22 protein-coding genes are annotated in these 18,215 nt (G+C 50.1%); 13 read left to right on the plus strand and 9 right to left on the minus strand.

Annotated features, from left to right (window positions below; genetic code table 11):
• Nucleotides 1-2 precede the first annotated feature (2 nt).
• From NZ653_01795 to NZ653_01830, 8 genes are read left to right on the plus strand one after another with little or no spacing between them, the layout of a single operon-like run.
• Complete coding sequence (locus NZ653_01795) at nucleotides 3-1,685, plus strand: methylmalonyl-CoA mutase family protein (protein MCS7285863.1); 1,683 nt, start codon at nucleotides 3-5, stop codon at nucleotides 1,683-1,685.
• Nucleotides 1,685-2,698: a DUF4351 domain-containing protein gene (locus NZ653_01800; GenBank protein ID MCS7285864.1), complete on the plus strand. Its 1,014-nt coding sequence runs from the start codon at nucleotides 1,685-1,687 to the stop codon at nucleotides 2,696-2,698. The genes NZ653_01795 and NZ653_01800 overlap by 1 nt, the downstream gene beginning before the upstream one ends.
• Before the next feature lie 2 nt (nucleotides 2,699-2,700).
• Nucleotides 2,701-3,123 carry a cobalamin B12-binding domain-containing protein gene (locus tag NZ653_01805; GenBank protein MCS7285865.1) on the plus strand — a complete coding sequence of 141 codons (423 nt, stop codon included), beginning with the start codon at nucleotides 2,701-2,703 and terminating at the stop codon, nucleotides 3,121-3,123.
• Complete coding sequence (meaB, locus tag NZ653_01810; protein MCS7285866.1) at nucleotides 3,116-4,114, plus strand: methylmalonyl Co-A mutase-associated GTPase MeaB; 999 nt, start codon at nucleotides 3,116-3,118, stop codon at nucleotides 4,112-4,114. The genes NZ653_01805 and meaB overlap by 8 nt, the downstream gene beginning before the upstream one ends.
• A gap of 20 nt (nucleotides 4,115-4,134) precedes the next feature.
• Nucleotides 4,135-4,311 (plus strand): hypothetical protein, encoded by a 177-nt coding sequence (locus NZ653_01815; GenBank protein MCS7285867.1) that lies wholly within the window; start codon nucleotides 4,135-4,137, stop codon nucleotides 4,309-4,311.
• A 3-nt stretch (nucleotides 4,312-4,314) separates the two neighbouring features.
• Nucleotides 4,315-4,689 carry a YraN family protein gene (locus tag NZ653_01820; GenBank protein ID MCS7285868.1) on the plus strand — a complete coding sequence of 125 codons (375 nt, stop codon included), beginning with the start codon at nucleotides 4,315-4,317 and terminating at the stop codon, nucleotides 4,687-4,689.
• Complete coding sequence (gene miaA, locus NZ653_01825) at nucleotides 4,670-5,611, plus strand: tRNA (adenosine(37)-N6)-dimethylallyltransferase MiaA (protein ID MCS7285869.1); 942 nt, start codon at nucleotides 4,670-4,672, stop codon at nucleotides 5,609-5,611. Before NZ653_01820 ends, miaA begins: the two co-directional genes overlap by 20 nt.
• On the plus strand, nucleotides 5,608-7,485 hold the full coding sequence (locus NZ653_01830) for a hypothetical protein (GenBank protein MCS7285870.1): 1,878 nt from the start codon (nucleotides 5,608-5,610) through the stop codon (nucleotides 7,483-7,485). Before miaA ends, NZ653_01830 begins: the two co-directional genes overlap by 4 nt.
• Here NZ653_01830 and NZ653_01835 read toward each other — a convergent pair.
• From NZ653_01835 to amrS, 6 genes are read right to left on the minus strand one after another with little or no spacing between them, the layout of a single operon-like run.
• Nucleotides 7,469-8,152 carry an HAD-IB family hydrolase gene (locus NZ653_01835; protein ID MCS7285871.1) on the minus strand — a complete coding sequence of 228 codons (684 nt, stop codon included), beginning with the start codon at nucleotides 8,150-8,152 and terminating at the stop codon, nucleotides 7,469-7,471. The genes NZ653_01830 and NZ653_01835 overlap by 17 nt on opposite strands.
• A 14-nt stretch (nucleotides 8,153-8,166) precedes the next feature.
• A complete protein-coding gene (locus NZ653_01840) occupies nucleotides 8,167-8,802 on the minus strand; it encodes a hypothetical protein (GenBank protein ID MCS7285872.1) in 636 nt (211 codons plus the stop codon).
• Nucleotides 8,799-9,680 carry an alpha/beta fold hydrolase gene (locus NZ653_01845; GenBank protein MCS7285873.1) on the minus strand — a complete coding sequence of 294 codons (882 nt, stop codon included), beginning with the start codon at nucleotides 9,678-9,680 and terminating at the stop codon, nucleotides 8,799-8,801. The genes NZ653_01840 and NZ653_01845 overlap by 4 nt, the downstream gene beginning before the upstream one ends.
• Before the next feature lie 2 nt (nucleotides 9,681-9,682).
• A complete protein-coding gene (gene ftcD / locus NZ653_01850) occupies nucleotides 9,683-10,588 on the minus strand; it encodes a glutamate formimidoyltransferase (GenBank protein MCS7285874.1) in 906 nt (301 codons plus the stop codon).
• Between the two features lie 13 nt (nucleotides 10,589-10,601).
• Entirely contained in the window at nucleotides 10,602-11,267 is a 666-nt protein-coding gene (locus tag NZ653_01855; protein ID MCS7285875.1) for a cupin domain-containing protein, read from the minus strand.
• A complete protein-coding gene (amrS, locus tag NZ653_01860; protein MCS7285876.1) occupies nucleotides 11,267-12,280 on the minus strand; it encodes an AmmeMemoRadiSam system radical SAM enzyme in 1,014 nt (337 codons plus the stop codon). Before amrS ends, NZ653_01855 begins: the two co-directional genes overlap by 1 nt.
• A 158-nt stretch (nucleotides 12,281-12,438) precedes the next feature.
• Between amrS and der the strand changes: the two genes are divergently transcribed.
• The 5 genes from der to NZ653_01885 are packed head-to-tail and all read left to right on the plus strand — an operon-like array spanning nucleotide 12,439 to nucleotide 16,638.
• Complete coding sequence (gene der, locus NZ653_01865; GenBank protein ID MCS7285877.1) at nucleotides 12,439-13,776, plus strand: ribosome biogenesis GTPase Der; 1,338 nt, start codon at nucleotides 12,439-12,441, stop codon at nucleotides 13,774-13,776.
• Between the two features lies 1 nt (nucleotide 13,777).
• Nucleotides 13,778-14,341: a hypothetical protein gene (locus tag NZ653_01870; GenBank protein ID MCS7285878.1), complete on the plus strand. Its 564-nt coding sequence runs from the start codon at nucleotides 13,778-13,780 to the stop codon at nucleotides 14,339-14,341.
• 30 nt (nucleotides 14,342-14,371) lie between these two features.
• The gene (locus tag NZ653_01875; protein MCS7285879.1) at nucleotides 14,372-14,923 is read left to right on the plus strand and encodes a sigma-70 family RNA polymerase sigma factor; all 552 of its coding nucleotides are present in this window, start codon (nucleotides 14,372-14,374) and stop codon (nucleotides 14,921-14,923) included.
• A gap of 13 nt (nucleotides 14,924-14,936) precedes the next feature.
• Nucleotides 14,937-15,782 carry a DegV family protein gene (locus tag NZ653_01880; GenBank protein ID MCS7285880.1) on the plus strand — a complete coding sequence of 282 codons (846 nt, stop codon included), beginning with the start codon at nucleotides 14,937-14,939 and terminating at the stop codon, nucleotides 15,780-15,782.
• 10 nt (nucleotides 15,783-15,792) lie between these two features.
• Complete coding sequence (locus tag NZ653_01885) at nucleotides 15,793-16,638, plus strand: DegV family protein (GenBank protein ID MCS7285881.1); 846 nt, start codon at nucleotides 15,793-15,795, stop codon at nucleotides 16,636-16,638.
• Between the two features lie 18 nt (nucleotides 16,639-16,656).
• Here the strand turns inward: NZ653_01885 and NZ653_01890 are convergent, their stop codons facing one another.
• The 3 genes from NZ653_01890 to NZ653_01900 form a co-directional block, all read right to left on the minus strand.
• The gene (locus tag NZ653_01890; protein MCS7285882.1) at nucleotides 16,657-16,959 is read right to left on the minus strand and encodes an FtsX-like permease family protein; all 303 of its coding nucleotides are present in this window, start codon (nucleotides 16,957-16,959) and stop codon (nucleotides 16,657-16,659) included.
• 64 nt (nucleotides 16,960-17,023) lie between these two features.
• Nucleotides 17,024-17,338, minus strand: a complete 315-nt coding sequence (locus NZ653_01895) for an ABC transporter permease (GenBank protein ID MCS7285883.1) — start codon at nucleotides 17,336-17,338, stop codon at nucleotides 17,024-17,026.
• Nucleotides 17,339-17,572, minus strand: a complete 234-nt coding sequence (locus tag NZ653_01900; GenBank protein MCS7285884.1) for a hypothetical protein — start codon at nucleotides 17,570-17,572, stop codon at nucleotides 17,339-17,341.
• Nucleotides 17,573-18,215: the final 643 nt, after the last annotated feature.

Below are 18,215 nucleotides of genomic sequence, written 5' to 3' on the forward strand. Positions count from 1 at the left end.
GGATGTTTGATAAAGAGGCCCTGAAAAAGATTGAAGAGAAGAAAGAGCAGTGGGAAGAAACTACCCTTCAGCAATGGCTGGCCAAACTCCCCGAAAGAGATGAGCTCTTCCGCAACCTTTCAGATATGCCCATCGCCCGCCTTTACACCCCCGCTGATATTCCCGACTTTGACTATCTGGAAGATTTAGGCTTTCCGGGTGAGTACCCTTTCACCAGAGGAATCCATGCCACAATGTACCGTGGAAGACTCTGGACTATGAGGATGTTCTCGGGGTATGGCTCTGCCGAGGAAACCAACGAACGCTTTAAATACTTGCTTAGACATGGGGAAACAGGCCTTTCGGTAGCCTTTGACACCCCAACCCTTTACGGTTACGATACCGATGACCCTATGGCGGAAGGGGAGTTTGGCAAATGTGGAGTGGCGGTTTCTTCCCTGGCTGACATGGAAATCCTGTTTGACGGCATTCCGCTGGACGAAGTTACCACTTCTATGACCATAAACGCCCCTGCTGCTATCCTGTGGGCTATGTATCTTGTGGTAGCAGAGAAGCGTGGCATCCCTTGGACTAAGCTTGGAGGCACTATCCAGAACGACATCCTCAAGGAATATATTGCGCAAAAGGAGTTTGTTTTCCCCCCAAAGCCCTCCATGCGCCTTATTGTAGACACTTTCGAATTCGGCGCTAAATATGTGCCCAAATGGAATACTATCTCCATAAGTGGGTATCACATCCGCGAGGCTGGAGCTACGGCCGTTCAAGAGTTAGCTTTTACCCTTTATGACGGTTTTGAATATGTCAAAGCAGGGATTGAGCGCGGACTTGATGTGGACGAATTTGCTCCACGCCTCAGTTTCTTCTTCAATGCCCACAACGACTTCTTCGAAGAAATCGCTAAATTCAGAGCTGCCAGGAGGATATGGGCCAGGGAGATGCGCCATCGCTTCGGGGCTAAGGACCCCCGCTCCTGGTGGTTGCGGTTCCACACCCAAACAGCTGGCTGCACTCTGACAGCACAACAGCCGGAAAACAACATTGTCAGGGTAGCCATTCAGGCCTTAGCGGCGGTACTGGGTGGAACTCAATCGCTTCACACGAATTCTATGGACGAAGCTCTTGCCTTGCCATCAGAATTAGCCGTGCGTATAGCTTTGCGCACGCAGCAGATCATCGCTCACGAGACGGGTGTGGTAAACACCATTGATCCCCTTGGAGGAAGCTATTACATTGAATATTTGACCCGCAAAATGGAAGAGGCAGCCTACGAATATTTCCGCAAAATCGACGCTATGGGTGGGATGATTGCCGCTATAGAGAAAGGGTTCCCCCAGAAAGAAATAGCTGATGCTGCCTATCGCTACCAGAAAGAGATTGATGAGAAAAAGCGCATAATAGTGGGCGTTAATGAATACGTTTCCGAAGAGCCTATTACCATCCCTATCCACAAGATAGATCCGGAAGGCGAAAAGCGCCATCGGGAGCGATTGGCTAAAGTTCGCAGGGAAAGGGACAACGAAAGAGTCCGGCAGTGTCTGGAGCGCCTCCGCAACGCAGCCATGGATGAAAGAGAAAACCTTATGCCCTACATCCTGGATTGCGTACGTGCTTATGCTACCCTAGGTGAGATGATGAAAACGCTGAAGGAGGTCTTCGGAGAATATCGGGAGCCCATTATTATCTGATGGCCACCTTTAATCTTTTTGATCGGGTCCTTAAAATTTTGGCACGGGATTATGTAATTTCCTTTTTGAGGCTGGCATTTCCAAACCTCAATTTTGATCTTGTAGAAACCTTGAAGAACGTGGAACTGACCTTACCTGAAAGGAGGGTGGATTTCGTCCACAAAGCCAGATTGGGGGATAAAGAATATATAGTGCATTTGGAATTCCAGTTGCGCCACGAGCGGCATTTCCCTAAGAGGATGTTTGAGTATTCTGCCCTGCTTTCTTTACAGTTTGATAGACCTGTAATTTCCCTGGCTCTTTACCTGAAACCACGCCGGACCCCTGTTCCGCAGGAGTATACGGTTAAGGTTGGGGGAACCGTGGTTAACTGCTTTCGCTACCCTGTAATTAAACTGTGGGAACTGAAAGAAGAGATATGGGAGGGAAAATACCGGGAGCTTGCGCCTCTGCTGATCAGTCTGGTAGAAAAACCTTCGGAAGAGGTCTTGGCCCGAGAAAAAGAGCTTATCCTGGGTGAAAAGGACTCTCGCAAACGGGCTGACCTCCTGGCGGCAGCAGTAACTGTAGCCTCTCGTTATTTCCCGAGGGATTTCCTCTGGGAGTTCTTTAAGGAGGAGATTGATGAAATGAAGAATGTCTCCTTCATTCAAGAATGGCTTGAAGAAGAACGCCGAAAAGCATTACAAACAGGGTTTCAAGCGGGCAGGGAGCAAGGCCTTCAGCAAGGCCTTCAGGAGGGCCTTCAGCAAGGCCTTCAGCAAGGCCTTCAACAGGGCCTTCAGGAGGGTCTCATCAAGGGTCTCTCCCAGGGCCGAAAGGAAGAAGCCTTAAGGGTTCTCCGCAAGATAATTCTCAAACGCTTTGGCTCTTTGCCCGAATGGCTTGCAGAGGCACCCGATGGGTGGGAAATTGAACAATTGGAAATCCTGCTGGATTTGGCCTTAGAAATGAATACCTTGAAAGAGTTTGAATCCGAAGCCAGGAAAATTCTGGGGCTGTCTGGAGGTTAAAGATGACTGAGGAAAAAATCCGCGTTCTCATAGCCAAGCCAGGGCTTGATGGCCATGATCGAGGAGCGAAGGTGGTGGCGAGAGCCCTGAGAGATGCGGGGATGGAGGTAATTTACACTGGCTTGCGTCAGACTCCAGAAATGATAGCGGAAGCAGCTCTCCAGGAAGACGTAGATGTAGTAGGGCTTTCCATCCTCTCCGGAGCTCACATGGCTCTCCTGCCCAAGGTGGTTCAATTGCTCAGGGAAAAAGGCCTTGATCATGTTCTGGTAGTTGCTGGAGGCATAATACCTGATGAAGATGTTCCCAAGCTCAAAGAGGCGGGTATTGCGGAGATCTTTGGCCCGGGCACTTCAACTCAAACTATCGTAGAATACATTCGCAACAAAGTTGCTGAAATAAGGAGAAGCCGCCAGAATGCTTGAGGAACTGGTCCGGGCCGCTGTCTTCGGAGACAAAAGGGCAATCGCCCGCCTTATAAGCATTGCTGAAAACGACGGGGCTTCAGCGCGGAAGATTCTGAAATCCCTTTACCCCTACACCGGGAAAGCCCATATCATAGGAATAACGGGGGCTCCAGGAACAGGCAAAAGCACTCTGGTGAATGAACTGGCCAAAGAATACCGCCTTCGGGGGTTAAAGGTTGGCATTGTAGCAGTAGACCCATCAAGCCCCTTTACTGGCGGGGCAATTCTTGGGGATCGCATTCGTATGAGAGACCTTTACAACGATCCCGGCGTTTTTATTCGCAGTATGGCCACCAGAGGAAGCCTCGGAGGACTTGCCAGGGCCACGGCCGATGCCGTGAAAATCTTAGACGCAGCTGGTTATGAGAAAATTCTGGTGGAAACGGTAGGCGCAGGACAGACCGAAGTGGATATTGCCAGCACTGCCCATACAACCATAGTGGTGGAAGTGCCGGGATTAGGAGACGATATTCAGGCGATAAAAGCAGGGCTTCTGGAAATAGCGGACGTCTTTGTGGTGAACAAGGCTGATCTGGAAGGGGCAGATGGAGTTGTGCTGAATTTGGAAACGATGATGAGCCTTGGCAATTCAGCAAAAATATTCCATCATGGTATTCTCATGGAAATAAAAGCTTCATTTGATGCCCACAGGGTCCAGTGGCGTCCTCCGGTTTGCAAGACTATCGCTACCCGGGGCGAGGGGATAAAAGCCCTTGTAGAAGCCATAGAAAGGCACTGGGCTTTTCTAAAGGGGAGTGGTGCCTGGGAAGAGAAAGAGAGACTCAGAGCAAGCCGGGAGATAGAGGAAATCCTGCGGATGGAGCTTTTGAGGCGTATCCTGGCGAAGGTTGATCGTGAGGCTATTGGTGAAATCCTGGACAAAGTGGTTAAGAGAGAGCTTGATCCTTATACCGCAGCCGAAAAGATAGCTGGGGTAGGGGAACTTTAAATCTAAGAAGGAGGCACACCATGGAACGCGAGCCCAGATTCCAACTAAGCGTTATGGACGGTCTTAAGTTTGGATGCGGTTTCTACATCGCTGGATTTTTCTTCAGCATAGTTATGATGGTTATCACTCTCATTTTATTGGCAATTTTAGGCCTTTTAGGCGGTGGTCTGGGGGAGTTGTTCAGGCAGGGATTTTAACTTATGAAAGCCCGCAATTATACCCACAGGGTCGGGCGGCTGGGAGAAGACCTGGCCGCCCGATATTTGCAGAGCCAGGGTTACATCATCTTAGAACGTAATTACCGATGCCAGGGAGGAGAGGTAGACCTGGTAGCAAAGGAAGGCTCGTTCTTAGTGTTTGTAGAAGTGCGCGCCCGCTGCTCCAGCCGCTTTGGAACACCGGAAGAGTCCATCACACCCTGGAAGAAAGCCAGGCTTCTCCTGGCCGCTCAATCCTACGTAGCGGAGAAAAACTGGGACGGTTTCTGGCGGATTGACCTGCTGGCCATTGAGATTTCCCCAAAAGGGAGCATAAAGCGTATAAGTTTGATCAAGAATGCTGTGGAGGAGCAGTAACCCCCCTCTTATAGCCATTGTAGGGCCTACAGGAGTGGGAAAAACAGAGCTTGCCCTCTGCGTAGGGAGAACTTTGCCAGTTGAAGTTATTTCCGCCGATTCTCGCCAGGTTTACAGGTATATGGACATCGGAACAGCGAAGCCAACTCTGGAGGAACGCCTCTTAGTTCCTCACCATATAATTGATGTGGTTAATCCAGATGAAACTTTTACCCTGGCTTTGTTCCTGGAAATGGCTCAGAAAGCTCTGGTAGAAATTCTCTCCCGGGGGAAGATCCCTTTGCTGGTGGGAGGAACTGGCCAGTATGTCTGGGCTTTCATAGAAGGCTGGGAAGTGCCCCGCGTCCCTCCTTTACCAGAGTTGAGGCAAGAGCTTTTTCAAGAGGCCAAAGATAAAGGCCCTGATGTTCTCTTCCATCGCCTCCTGGAACTTGATCCCGAGGCGGCTCGTTTCGTAGACCCAAGAAACATCAGGAGAGTTATAAGAGCCTTGGAAGTATGCCTCACTACGGGAAAACCTTTCTCTCAACTTCGTCGCCGGAGCCCTCCTCCTTTCAGAACTCTTATCCTGGGTTTAACTCTACCCAGGCCAGAGCTTTATAAACGGATTGATCGGCGAATAGAGCTCATGCTGGAGAAAGGCCTTGTGGCGGAGGTGGATAGCCTTCTTAAAATGGGTTATTCCCTGAGTCTCCCTTCAATGTCTGGGGTTGGATATTTGGAAATAGGACGGTATCTGAAAGGAGAGTTGAGTCTGGAAGAAGCAGTGGCTATCATGAAAAAACGCACGAGAAATTTTATCCGTCACCAGTATAACTGGTTCAGATTGAGCGATTCACGCATCCGATGGTTAGAGGCGAGGGAAGGAGCCTGCCAAAAGGCTATTGAACTTATTCAGGCTTTCCTGGAGGAAATGGATTGAGAATTTTGAAGATTACACTGCTGCTGACCTTTGCGCTGGCTTTACCCTTAAATTTAGCCTGGGAACTCAATGCCCAGGCCCCGCCCGTTCCAGTTCTCATCCCTCTCAACATACCAAAAGAAGTCAGGCTTAATTCTCTGGCTGTGGACGTGATAGTTCGCAGAGAGCCCTTATCTTTGGACTTTTCCTGCTCTTATCGTTTTGAAAACACCCACAAGCTTGAAGCTCAAACTATCTCCCTTCAAGGGAGCTTACCGAAATCGGCTAAGAAAGCTCTGTTGAAACGAGGCCAAGAAGTCTTGGATTGGGAAAAGCCTGTGGAGATTACTTTAGAGCCTGGCTCAAAGGAGGTGATAACTTTACAGAGTTCCGTGCTCATTACAGGTTATCCTACGATTAACATTTCCTACCCTCTTCCCCAGGGCTTTCCCGGAAAAATTGAAAGTATAAGAGTCACTGTGCATTTACCTACCCTTACCGCGCTGGAGGAAATTGTCCAGGCTGAGCCGAAAGGTTTTGAATTTGATGGCTTCAGGCTAACATGGCGCTGGATTAAAGAGCCTTTTCCGCCAGAGATAAAGCTCTCTCTAATGGTTCCCTCTCTGCAGGACAGGATCAGGGAGCTGAGGGGTAAAGCCGATGCACTTTCCCTTTACGAAATCGGAACCATTTTCCGAACTCTGGCTATGGCTCTGCCTCCAGATTCGGAAGTTTTTGAGCGGTTTTACCGGGAAGCCGTGGCATACCTGGAAAAAGCGCGTTCAATGGATCCGACCCTCCATCGGGTTTCTTTAGATCTGGCTGCTCTTTATTACCACAGAGCTTTTCTGAGCGATGGTTCGGTGGACGTGCCCACCCTCGCTTTAGCTGCCCGTGAGATGGAAGAAGCTATAAAAGCAGGAGCTCCCGAGAGAACCTTGGCATGGACCTTACAAAGCATATACCTAACCCTGAGCCAGGAGTTTCAGAAAGAAGGACTCTACAGAGAAGCCATAGCTTATCTAGATAAATCCAAATTCCTGGCAGAAAGGGGTTACCCAGTCCCCGCAGGAACAGGGCAAGTAACTCAACTCAAGCGAGAATTGAGTGCCCTCCTGGCTATAAAGTTTCTGGAAGACGGAGAGTCGCAACAGGCAATTTCAATTGTAAACGAAGTTCTTGGCCGGGATTTCTGGGAAATCCTCGGGGCAAAACTTCCCCTCTGTCGTTCGGCAAAGGCGCTGGTGAAAGTGAAGCCTGGCACCGGAGAACTGGAGTGCTCCTGCGCTCTCGGACCGCTGTTTAATCCCCAGGATCCTGACCTGGTAGCCTTGCCTCCGCACAAGAGCGGTAATTTTGTTGTTAAAATAAATTTTCCCCTTGGAAAGAAATTTGCTCCCGAAAGAGAGGAGATAGCCAGTCGTTTTCCGGTAAGAAGCGATTTTGCCCTTTGCCTGGCTGCCCTTAGATCTTCCACCATTGAGTGGGATGAGCGTTCAGAATTCCTGGGAAAGCGTTACTTTCTTGAGGGAGAGATTGATACTTCCGAGGCTCTGAGTCTTATAGAATTGGAGTTAGCAGCCCTGAGGAAGAGGGAGAGTCAACTGGCTTCAGAAAGGGTTCTTGAATCCGAAGCCCTTAAGAAGCTTGCCCTCAAAATTTTAGAGATTGGGATTAAGGAGCTGGAAACCCTCAGGGTCAACTCTTCTCTGGAACTGGAATTAGGCATAGGAGGGCAAGAACAGAGGTGGTTTATAAAGCCGGGAGGGAGGATTTCTTTCCAGAGGGAATTTCTAAGATTTTATCCGTGGGTTAAACCTGTAGTATTTCTGCTGGCCCTCACAGCTGTAATCCTTATGCTTGTCCTACTGTGGAAGCTCAAGGTGCCGGCTTAGAGCCGATTATTGGCCATCCCTTTGTCTGGGCATAAGAAGCCAGCTCCGGATCAGGATAAACAGCTACAGGATGGCCCACCAGTTCCAGAAAGGGGAGGTCGTGAAAGCTGTCGGAATAAGCGTAGCTTCGGGATAAATCTATTGATGGATGTAAAGTTAGGAAGGCTTTCACTTTTTCGGCCTTACCCTCTCCGAAGCAAAGGGGGCCTTTAATCCTACCGGTAAGTTTTCCGTTTTTAACCTCAAGCTCTGTCCCAATAACTCCATCGGCTCCTAATTTATCGCCCACAAGCTTTATCAGCGGCTCAAAAGAGCCGGAAGCTATCACCAACATACGGCCTTCGCCCCGATGTTTTTCCCAAAGGGACAAAATTTCCGGACGCAATCGCAGTCTCACGTAATTTTCCCAGAGCCACTGAAAGGTTCTTTCGGCCTGGTCCAGAGTCAAACCCTTTAAGGTCCAGGACATGTTTTTGGCCCACATCATGTAGTAGCTTTTGCGTTTGAGGAGCCCAACTCTGTAAAGAGGGTAGAGAGAAAGGTGAAAATAGAGGTAAAACTGCAGCAGGGTTTTATTGGTTCCGGTGGTGCGATGGTGCCAGACTATTCCTCTCCATGTGCTTCCCCGGAACAGTGTGCCATCAAAATCGAAGAAGGCAGCCTCCATCCTCAGACCCTCCGTCAATAACTGAAAATTATTTCTGCAGTCCCGCCCAGAGTAACGACGTTTTCACTGTAATAGAGCACTCGAACGTTTAGCACTAAATAAACCTTTTCCTTAAGCTTCCCGGTGTAAACCAGGGAATCGCCTGTTTTACGATAAGGATACCCCTCAAGCCCCTCAAATTTTGCCCCTTCCGGGTCCCTTCCTCTGTACTTGAGTGTTGTTCCTGGAATTCCTTCCCCTTTGCCAGTTCGGTATACTACTATGGCGGTAAATTTGGCAAAAGCCTCTTTAGGTGGAAGCGCTGGAGCTGGCGATGGTTCAGTGATTCTGATAGTGAAGATGCCAAAGCTGCGGAGAGCTCTGGCGTCAAAGTTTATGATTCTGCTCTTAAGTTCAAGCTCAACTCCGGGGAATAAAGCTCCTTTCCAATCCAGCGAGTCTCCCCTTTGTTTTAAAGTTTTCTGGCCTTTTATGAGCACTTCAGCTCCCTGCGGGCTCCGACCAAGGTAGGAAATTTCAGCAAAGGGGAGCCTTTCGTTCTTCTTAATGGTAACGTACGCTGGGCCTGCGTAGGAAAGGACTGGCTTTTGTTCTTCTGCGCACGAGGTTAAAAGCAAAAAAATAAGGCTTAGGATAATCAAGCGTTTCACCCCGAACCCCCGAGGTATCTCTCAAAAAAGCCTACAACTTTCTCTCTATATTCCTCCGGATAGAGCTCATCCGCATTTCTATGGTTCGCCCCGGGAACGATCCAGAGTTCCTTGGGTTCGCCAGCGCTCCGGTATAGGGCTAAGATTTCCTGAGTGCTTATGAAGACATCCCTTTCGCCATGGATGAGAAGAAGAGGCCTCGGTGAAAGCCTGGCGACCCATCTTATGGGATCAGCGGATGGGAGCCAGGCACCAAGCCTGGCAGAGGCAAAGAGGATGGCGAGAGGGCCAGCTACTATACCCGCTGGCCGTAAAGCTGGGTTTACAACTCCTATCCCGCGGATCAGAACCCCCACAAGCTTGGCAAAAGCTCCATCGCACGCTACGGCTTTTATGGATGGCTCTATAGCTGCGGTAGTTATAGCCACAGCCCCACCCATGGAGAAACCCAGAACCCCTATGTTGTCAAGGCCTCTTTTTTTGAGGTAATCAACGGCTCCCAGGAGGTCAAAACGTTCATAGTAACCCATGGAAATTTTATCTCCCTCGCTTCGCCCGTGTCCTCTAAAATCAAACATTAATACATTGAAACCACTGGAGTGGAACCAGGGAGCATATTTAAGGTCGGGGTCCATGCTTCCCGCATGGCCGTGGCAGAAAATCACAGTCCCTCTGGCCTTCGGAGCGGGGATAAACCACCCTCTGAGGGTTATACCATCTCTGGATTTAAACTCTACTTCCTCAAATTGAAGGCCATAGTTAGCTGGAGAATCCGGTTCATCGGGCTGTCGGCGCTTGATTATATATTGGGATTCTTTCCATCCGGCTACTATAAGGAAAGCTACCAGGAGAGCCAGGATAAAACCCAGGGGCAGCATAGTTAACCTCCGTAGCGCAGCTTTTCCAGTTTTTTCTCCAGGATTTGCTCTTTTGAAAAGCCGTCAAGCTGCAAGTAATAGATGGCAGCATCCAGAAGGGCGTCTTCAGGGATTAAGCCCACTACTTCGCTGGATACAACGGTAAGGCCATAACGAGCCGCTTCGCGGCGTATAAGTTCCATTACTCTGTGTATCGGGGTCTGGCGATAATCAGTTAAATTCATGGATATCTGGGCTTTGCCCTTAACCAGAAGGCCAAGGGCTTTAACATAGCGAAGCCCCCCGCTAGAGTGTCTCACCGATTTGGCTATTTCGCGAGCTATTCTCACGTCATCAGTGTTGAGGTAAACGTTGAAGGCAATGAGAGGTGGTCTGGCTCCGATGGCAGTGGCTCCAGCCTTACCCAAAACAGCCGGACCAAAATCGGGAGTTCTATCAGGGTCAGTGGCGATGGTTTTCTTCAGGCCTTCGTATTCACCGCGGCGGATGTAGGCCAGGTCCTGGCGCTCAGGGCGGGTAGCTGCTTCTCCGTAGAGGTAAACGGGGATGCCAAGCTCCCTGCCCACCCTTTCCCCAAGCCTTCTGGCCACCGCCACACATTCCCCCATGGTTACACCTCTAAGGGGGACAAAAGGCACCACATCGGTTGCACCTATACGGGGATGCTGACCTCTGTGCTGGTCCATGTCTATGAGCTCAGCGGCTTTCTTTATCGCCCGGAAGGCGGCCTCCTCCACTGCTTCCGGCTCTCCCACAAAAGTTACCACCGAGCGATTGTGATCCTCATCGGATTCCACATCCAAGATCCAGACTTTTCCTCCTTCAGCTATTGCTTTAACTATGGCTTCGATGATTTCTTTCCGACGGCCTTCGCTGAAGTTAGGGACGCATTCCACCAATTGCTCCATAGTTTAGCCTCCTTTAAGGGCGTGGCGGGGGTGTTTTCTGAAAGGTAAGGACGAGGGTTCTCATGGGGGAATGGAATCGGTAATTAAAGCGCGGAGGGATTATCGTTAAGTCAGCCTGGGAGAGAACCAGAATTTCAGGCCCATTTTCCACCTTTAAGGTTCCCTCCACTACCAGAATGAGCAGGGGGCGAGAGGGTTTTTCATACCATGTGCTTGTCCCTTCACAGAAAAGGAGGCGGAGGGTGAAATCCTCAACGTGAGCGAGCTTCAGGCTTTGGTAAGGCACGGAAAGGGTCTGGCTTTCCTGGTAAAGATTAACCTTAGCCAGGTGGATGTTTTCGGGGAAGGACAAACGATGGCCATTTTTGCGATCGGGAAGGAATCTGGGGCTGAAAAGCAATACCTCAGAGCGCATTCTGGAAGAAGACCGATGCAAAACCCCTTTGGGGACAAGCAACAGCTCCCCGGTATTGAGGGTGAAAGAGCCGAACTCGGTGTCGAGATTTATGGTCCCAGAGTGGACAAGAAAAAGCTCATCCTGGTCCAAGTGTTTGTGCCAAGCGAGGGTTCCCTGGCAAAGGTATACCGAGACGGAAAAATCCTCAATGTAAGCTAACTCAATCATGGAGAAGGGTTTGGTAAGGCGAGCTCCCTGGCGCGATACGTTTACTTTGTGCATCAGAGGCCAACTCCATCAATAATAGCTCCACAATTATAACAGTGACCGTTGGTTATCCTGTATTCCAGAATGCTGAAACCGAAGCGGCGGATAAGGAGGCGACCACAACTGTAGCAATAAGTGTTTTCTCCTTCACTTCCTGGGACGTTGCCTTCATATACGTACCGGAGGCCTGCTTTTAGGCCTATTTCCCGTGCTTTGCGAAGAGTAGCCACAGGCGTAGGTGGACGATCCAGCATCCTGTACTGGGGATGAAACCGGCTCACGTGCCATGGGGTTTCAGGCCCGAGTTCCTTAACTATGAAATCGGCAATGAAACGCAATTCATCTTCGGAATCGTTGAGGCCGGGGATTATGAGGGTGGTGACCTCAACCCATATACCCATTGATTTCATCTTTTTGAGGGCATCCATCACTGGTTGGAGCCTTGCCCCACAGTACTGACGGTAGAATTCGTCCTTCCCGGCCTTGAGGTCAACGTTAGCAGCATCAAGATAGGGGTGAAAAGCCTCCAGCATTTCAGGAGTCATATAACCATTGGTTACGTAAATATTGGCGATTCCCTCTTCGTGGGCCAGGACGGCGATATCGTACGCGTATTCAAAAAAAATGGTGGGTTCAGTGTAAGTGTAGGCAATACTGCGGGAACCGTAGCGCTTAGCATTCCTAACGATGGTTTCCGGGGGAATGTTTCCGCCGATAATGCGGTTTTCTTCGCGCGGCATTTGGGAAATTTCCCAGTTCTGACAAAACTGGCACCGAAAGTTGCATCCAACAGTGGCTATGGAAAAAGCGGTGGTTCCGGGGTAGAAGTGGAAAAGGGGCTTCTTTTCTACGGGGTCAACAGCCTGGGAAATGGCTTTACCGTAAACAAGGGTGTAGAGAGTACCAGCGCGATTTTCCCTTACACCACAAATCCCGAGTTTGCCGGGTGATATCCTGCACCGGTGGGCGCAGAGGTTGCACTGGACTTTCCCTTCTTCCAATTTCTGGTAGAGCCGTGCCTCTACCATTTATACCTCCCTGCGGAAAGTATATCATTTTTCCTGGGGGCAGGCAACTGCTTCAAGGGCGATAGAGACTTGAGGTAATGGTGCGGTATACTTTCCGGTTTGTGCCTTTTGAAGCCTGTGTTAAAATACCTTTAAATTGAGACCTGCGGAGGAGATGGGTGCGCAAACCGATAGTAGCTATAGTCGGAAGGCCTAACGTTGGAAAATCCACCCTCTTCAACAGGCTTACCGGTCGGAAAATTGCTATTGTGGAGGATATTCCCGGGACCACAAGAGACAGGCTTTATGCTGATGCTGAATGGAATGGAGTTCCTTTCACCTTGGTGGATACAGGCGGTTTTGAGATCACCAGGGAGAGGGAACCTCTGGCTGTAGCTTCAGCTCACTATGTTGACCTGATAAGGGCACAGGCCCAGAAGGCTATCGAGGAAGCAGACCTCATACTGATGGTGGTTGATGTCTTAGATGGACCCACTGCAGCTGACAAAGATGTGGCAGACATCCTCCGCCGCTCCCGCAAGCCGGTGCTTTTAGTCGTCAACAAAGTGGATAACGAGAAGCGCCAGGAAGCCGTAGCAGAATTCTATGAACTCGGCCTCGGCGACCCCATACCGGTTTCCGCCATCCATGGGTTAGGGATAGGCCAACTTATGGATGAAGTCGTTAAACTTTTGCCCAGGACGGAGGTAGAACCCGAGCCTGAAGCTGTTAAAATAGCCATCGTTGGAAGGCCTAATGTGGGGAAATCTTCAATCCTGAACCGACTGTTGGGCGAGGAAAGGGTTATCGTCAGTGAGATACCGGGCACCACCAGAGATGCCATTGACACCTACTTTGAATGGGAGGGACATCCCATAATCCTCATTGATACGGCTGGGATCCGACGCAAGGGCAAAATAGAGCCAGGCCTGGAAAGGTATAGCGTCCTCAGAGCCCTGAGGGCCATAAGCCGCTCCGATGTCTCGCTCTTGATATTAGATGGAGCTGAAGGTGTTACCTCGCAGGATGCTCACATAGCTGGTTACATCTTGGAAGAGGCCAAAAGTGTTATAGTAATAGTGAACAAATGGGACCTTGTCCCCAAACGCCCGGGCATAAAGGTGGAATATGAAAAGGCTGTAAGAGCCGCACTGCGCTTTCTGGATTACGTCCCTATCCTTTTTGTTTCAGCCAAGACCGGGGAAGGGATAAACCAGATAATACCGCTGGCCTTAAGGGTGCAAGAGGAAAGGCTTGTGCGCATATCCACTGGCAAGCTCAACCGCATAATTCAGGAAGCAGTCAGAACTCATACTCCGCCGTCCAAAGCTGGTAAAAGCCTTAAAATCTACTATGCAACCCAGGCCTCAACCGCCCCTCCAACTTTCGTTTTCTTTGTGAATGACCCGGAGCTTGTTCACTTTTCCTATGAACGATATCTGGAAAACTCCATCCGCAAGCATTATCCCTTCGTAGGCACACCTCTTAAGCTAATTTTCCGCAGGAGAGGGGAGTAAAATGGCCGAAATACTTTACTTTGAAGAACCGGGGCCTCAGAATACTATCCCAACACTGGAGATGGCTCTTAAGAGAGCGAAAGAACTTAATATAAAGGACATTGTGGTAGCTTCTACCACGGGGGAAACGGGCCTCCTGGCTGCTAAAATTTTCCAAGGCTACAACCTTGTGGTAGTAACCCACTCCACAGGCTTCCGCAAGCCTGATTTTCAGGAGCTCACTGAAGAGAACCGTCGCGCTATAGAGGCCCTTGGGGGCAAAATTCTCACATGCACTCATGCCTTTGGCGGAGTTGGGAGGGCTGTAAGGCGCAAGCTCAACACCTATCAGCTGGAGGAAATCATTGCCTTTACCCTTCGGCTCTTCGGAGAAGGGATGAAAGTGGCCATAGAGATCACTCTTATGGCTGCGGATGCTGGCCTCATAAGGACCGACCGGGAAGCTATAGCGATAGCCGGCACTGGACGTGGGGCTGATACGGCCATAGTGGTGTTACCGGCGAACGCTCAATCTTTCTTTGACCTCCGAATTTTAGAGATAATCGCCAAGCCGCGCCTTCACTAAGTGAAACTCTGAAGCGTTTGGGGGGTTTCCTTGGATAAAGAGCTTATCGATGAAAGCTTTCTCATTGAGAAAGCACGGGAAGATGTAGAGGCCTTCGGTATCCTTTATCTGCGATATGTGGACAAGATTTACAGCTACATCTACTACAAGGTCGGAAACCGCGAGGATGCGGAAGACCTGACGGCAAAGGTTTTTCTAAGAGCCTTGAGTCACATTAAAAATTATGAAAACCGCGGATTACCCTTTTACGCATGGCTTCATCGCATCGCCCACAATCTGGTAGCTAACTGGCACAGAGATCACTCCCGCCGCAAGGTTATCCCCTTGGGGGAGTTACCTGTCCGTTCCGGGGAGGAGACAGACCCTCTGTCTTCTCTGGAGAAGGAAGAACGTCTGAGGAGGGTAATGGCCGCTGTAAGGTCACTTCCTCCTGATAAGCAGGAAATTATTTACCTCAAGTTTGTGGAAAGGCTTTCCAATCAGGAGATAGCTATAATAATGGGAAAAACCGAGAGCGCCGTCAAAGCCCTCTACCACCGAGCTTTAGTAGCCCTTCGGGAAAAGCTTAAGGGTGAACTTTAAAGGAGGTGCTGCAATGGTTGGCATACTGACCGATAGCTCCTTTAATCTCCCTAGAGAAATCATCGAGGAGCTTGAAATTGAAGTCATCCCGCTTTACGTTCAGATAGACACTGAAACATATGAAGAATTTGATATAACCACAGCGGAACTTTGCCGCAAGATGCGGGAGGGGGTGTTGCCTCAGACCTCACAGCCCCCCGTAGGGAAGTTTGAGGAAATTTTCAGGAAAATGGCCCAAAAGTATGACTCCATAATCGCAATTCTGATTACCTCAAAGCACAGTGGGACCTATAATTCGGCCATGGTGGCCAGAGCTATGCTACCGGAACTGGATATAGAGGTAGTGGATTCTCTCTCCATAGCCTCCGGGACAGGCTTTATGGCCGAAGCAGCGGCCCGAGCCGCCAGGAAGGGTAAGACAAAAGAGGAAATCTTGAACATAATCTATAAGCTTCGCGATAAAATTAACCTTGTAGCTACGGTCTCAACCCTTAAGTACCTCCACGCTAGCGGGAGAGTTGGGGCTGTGAAGACCATGATGGCTTCTTTATTGGATGTTAAGCCTATCCTTTCCTTGAAAGAAGGCGAGGTAGTGGTCATTGGCCAGACCAGAACCAGGGCCCGTTCTCTGGAACAGATTATCTCCCACGTGTCTAAAGCAGCGGAAAGCCTTAAACCGGTTGACCTTGCAGTTCTGCATGCGGACTGTTTTGAAGAAGCCCTGATGCTCAAAGAAGAGCTAATTAAAAGGGTAAATCCTAACCGCATTTTTGTGGCTGAGATAACCTCAGTTTTAGCTGCTCACGGGGGTCCTGGGCTCATAGGGGTGGTTTACAGCCCAGCCATAACTCAAGTTTAAGGAGGGGGATATGATAAAGATAGTGACGGATTCAACATGTGACCTCCCACCCGATTTTTACAAAGAATTGGATGTCACGGTGGTTCCGATAAATATTCAATTTGGCTCTGAGACATACCTGGATGGTGTAGAAATTGACCGGGAAACTTTCTACCGGAAGATAAATGAAATGGGGATGATACCTACTACCTCGCAGCCGTCAGTGGGGCAATTTCTGGAAGTATACGAAAAGCTGGCCAGGGAAGCGACCGACATTATATCTATCCACGTAACCGGGAAACTGAGCGGGACCTGCCGCTCAGCGGAGATGGCCGCAGCAGAAGTGGCCGACAAGGTGAGAGTCCACGTTTTTGACAGCCTTTCGGGTTCAGCAGGGCTTGGCTATATGGTTCTGGAAGCCGCCAGAATGGCCCGGGCCGGCGCTTCTGTGGAGCAGATTTTGGAGAGACTCAGGGTCCTAAGGGATAGGATGAATATCGTCATACTCGTGGTAGACCTGCGCTTTGCCCGGATGAGCGGAAGAGTGGGCAAGCTCCAGAGCGCACTGGCCTCTCTTCTGAACGTAAAGATTATAGTTACAGCAGAAGGAGGGCTCCTGGAACTTAAAGAGAAAGTGCGCACTACAGCCAGGGCCGTTGACCGGATGGTGGAAATGTTTAAAGAAAAACTCGGAACTGAGGCTCCGGTTAATCTGGCAGTAGTACACGCTCAGGCCCCTGACGAGGGTTTAAAACTTATGGAACGGATAAAGGGGCTTTTCAACTATCGGGAGATTTTCCTTACCGATTTGGCCACATCCTTAGCCGTCCACTTCGGTCCTGGAACCCTTGGCCTTGTGGGTTACAGGATACCCTGAGAGCCTGCAGGTCAATTCTCACTCGGCACGCAGAGCTTGTACTGGGTCAAGCCTGGCGGCTCTCCAGGCTGGGTAGAGCCCACCTGCGATCCCTAAGATAAGGGCGAAAGCTAGAGCTCCTATCTCATCTTCTAGCGCGCTGGCAATAGTCCGATTCAGCATAGCGGCCATTCCGCAGCCAAGGGTCAGACCAATCAATCCACCCATGAGGCTGATGGCCACTGCTTCCACGAGGTATTCCGCCAGGATATCAAGGTCTTCTGCGCCTACAGCTTTCTTTACTCCTATCTCCCGAGTGCGCTCGGAGACGCTCATGACCATAGTATTGATTACTGCCAGCCCACCACTGCAATCACTGCCTCACTGAGCATAATTACGTTGAAAATCAGAAGCCCTTTGGCGGCCTCTGCCCTCGATTTACGTTTATCTCCTGGATTATGCGCTCGGCAAGGGCATCTGCCTGCCCTGGGTCCTGAGGTACCACATTCACAAAGTGAGTTACGTGTGGCTGTTTTAGGAGACGGCGCACAGTTTCAATGGGCATAAGGACAAAGTGATCGGGGGCTGTCTCTATGGGTTCCATGATCCCCACTACGATAAACTCTTTTTCCTTCCAGATAAGTTTATCGCCTACTTTCAAGTTCTTCTTTTGAGCAATCTTGTGGTCAATGACCATCTTATAATGATCCCCACGCTCCAGCTAGTGACCTTCTTGAAGGGAGACTGGCTCCATGAATAACTGTGCCCGTTCAGGAGGGACCCCGACAACCATATTAATCATGCCCACTTGAACCCCCTCTCTGATTTCTTCCAAGGCATCGTACACCGCAGCGATGACCTCCTTTACTCCCTCCACTCTCTCCAGACGACGGATTGTCGCTTCCTCGATGTGGACATGAACCTTAAATCTTTCGGCCTCACACCTATTACCCATGACGATCCCCCTTATAGTTTACCTGCTTTTCTTTCCTGACTACTCACGCCGTTGCGAGCATAACGGAAGTAGAAAGAGCAAAGCCCCGGGGGTTTGAGGACGCTCTCCAGCCAACCCCTGCATCCCACCCACAGCCAACACCTGCAACCCGCCCACGAGTGGGACCCAAAACCATGACAAACCTTAAGCCCACGAGGGTGGGGAAATTTTGGGGGTCCAGGGGGCATAGCCCCCTGGCAGGGGGCCTGGGGGATGTGCCCCCAGAATCCTCAAAAAAGGGAGCGATCAGCCAACCCCTGCACCCCGCCCACGAGTGGGACCCAAAACCACGGCAAACCTTAAGCCCACGAGGGCGGGGAAAAATCGGGGGTTCAGGGGACTTGCCCCACGGCAGGGGGTTTGGAGGATGTGCCCTCAGAATCCTCAAATTGGAAATTGTTACCACACTTCGTCTCCCATTGACATGAAACCTTCACTGCAAATGAAACTATCCTATACTCGCAGGGGAAATTGCCACTGTGCTATACTTGTGCCAGGTTTCATCGCCTTGAAGTAACAGTAGGGACCCTTTCTCAAAAACGCAGCAATTAATTACTCCATGAAAATATACGCTTAGAAAAAGGGGAACCTTAAGCGAAAGCCT

It is taken from the genome of Anaerolineae bacterium (genome assembly GCA_025062375.1).
Taxonomy (GTDB): domain Bacteria; phylum Chloroflexota; class Anaerolineae; order SpSt-600; family SpSt-600; genus SpSt-600.

What these genes read in the sequence shown, in the direction of transcription:
- NZ653_01795 (MCS7285863.1), top strand. Translation starts at nt 3, where the DNA reads ATGTTTGATAAAGAGGCCCTGAAAAAGATTGAAGAGAAGAAAGAGCAG.
- NZ653_01800 (MCS7285864.1), top strand. Translation starts at nt 1,685, where the DNA reads ATGGCCACCTTTAATCTTTTTGATCGGGTCCTTAAAATTTTGGCACGG.
- NZ653_01805 (MCS7285865.1), top strand. Translation starts at nt 2,701, where the DNA reads ATGACTGAGGAAAAAATCCGCGTTCTCATAGCCAAGCCAGGGCTTGAT.
- meaB (MCS7285866.1), top strand. Translation starts at nt 3,116, where the DNA reads ATGCTTGAGGAACTGGTCCGGGCCGCTGTCTTCGGAGACAAAAGGGCA.
- NZ653_01815 (MCS7285867.1), top strand. Translation starts at nt 4,135, where the DNA reads ATGGAACGCGAGCCCAGATTCCAACTAAGCGTTATGGACGGTCTTAAG.
- NZ653_01820 (MCS7285868.1), top strand. Translation starts at nt 4,315, where the DNA reads ATGAAAGCCCGCAATTATACCCACAGGGTCGGGCGGCTGGGAGAAGAC.
- miaA (MCS7285869.1), top strand. Translation starts at nt 4,670, where the DNA reads ATGCTGTGGAGGAGCAGTAACCCCCCTCTTATAGCCATTGTAGGGCCT.
- NZ653_01835 (MCS7285871.1), bottom strand. Translation starts at nt 8,152, where the DNA reads ATGGAGGCTGCCTTCTTCGATTTTGATGGCACACTGTTCCGGGGAAGC.
- NZ653_01845 (MCS7285873.1), bottom strand. Translation starts at nt 9,680, where the DNA reads ATGCTGCCCCTGGGTTTTATCCTGGCTCTCCTGGTAGCTTTCCTTATA.
- ftcD (MCS7285874.1), bottom strand. Translation starts at nt 10,588, where the DNA reads ATGGAGCAATTGGTGGAATGCGTCCCTAACTTCAGCGAAGGCCGTCGG.
- NZ653_01855 (MCS7285875.1), bottom strand. Translation starts at nt 11,267, where the DNA reads ATGCACAAAGTAAACGTATCGCGCCAGGGAGCTCGCCTTACCAAACCC.
- amrS (MCS7285876.1), bottom strand. Translation starts at nt 12,280, where the DNA reads ATGGTAGAGGCACGGCTCTACCAGAAATTGGAAGAAGGGAAAGTCCAG.
- NZ653_01870 (MCS7285878.1), top strand. Translation starts at nt 13,778, where the DNA reads ATGGCCGAAATACTTTACTTTGAAGAACCGGGGCCTCAGAATACTATC.
- NZ653_01880 (MCS7285880.1), top strand. Translation starts at nt 14,937, where the DNA reads ATGGTTGGCATACTGACCGATAGCTCCTTTAATCTCCCTAGAGAAATC.
- NZ653_01885 (MCS7285881.1), top strand. Translation starts at nt 15,793, where the DNA reads ATGATAAAGATAGTGACGGATTCAACATGTGACCTCCCACCCGATTTT.
- NZ653_01890 (MCS7285882.1), bottom strand. Translation starts at nt 16,959, where the DNA reads ATGGTCATGAGCGTCTCCGAGCGCACTCGGGAGATAGGAGTAAAGAAA.
- NZ653_01900 (MCS7285884.1), bottom strand. Translation starts at nt 17,572, where the DNA reads ATGGGTAATAGGTGTGAGGCCGAAAGATTTAAGGTTCATGTCCACATC.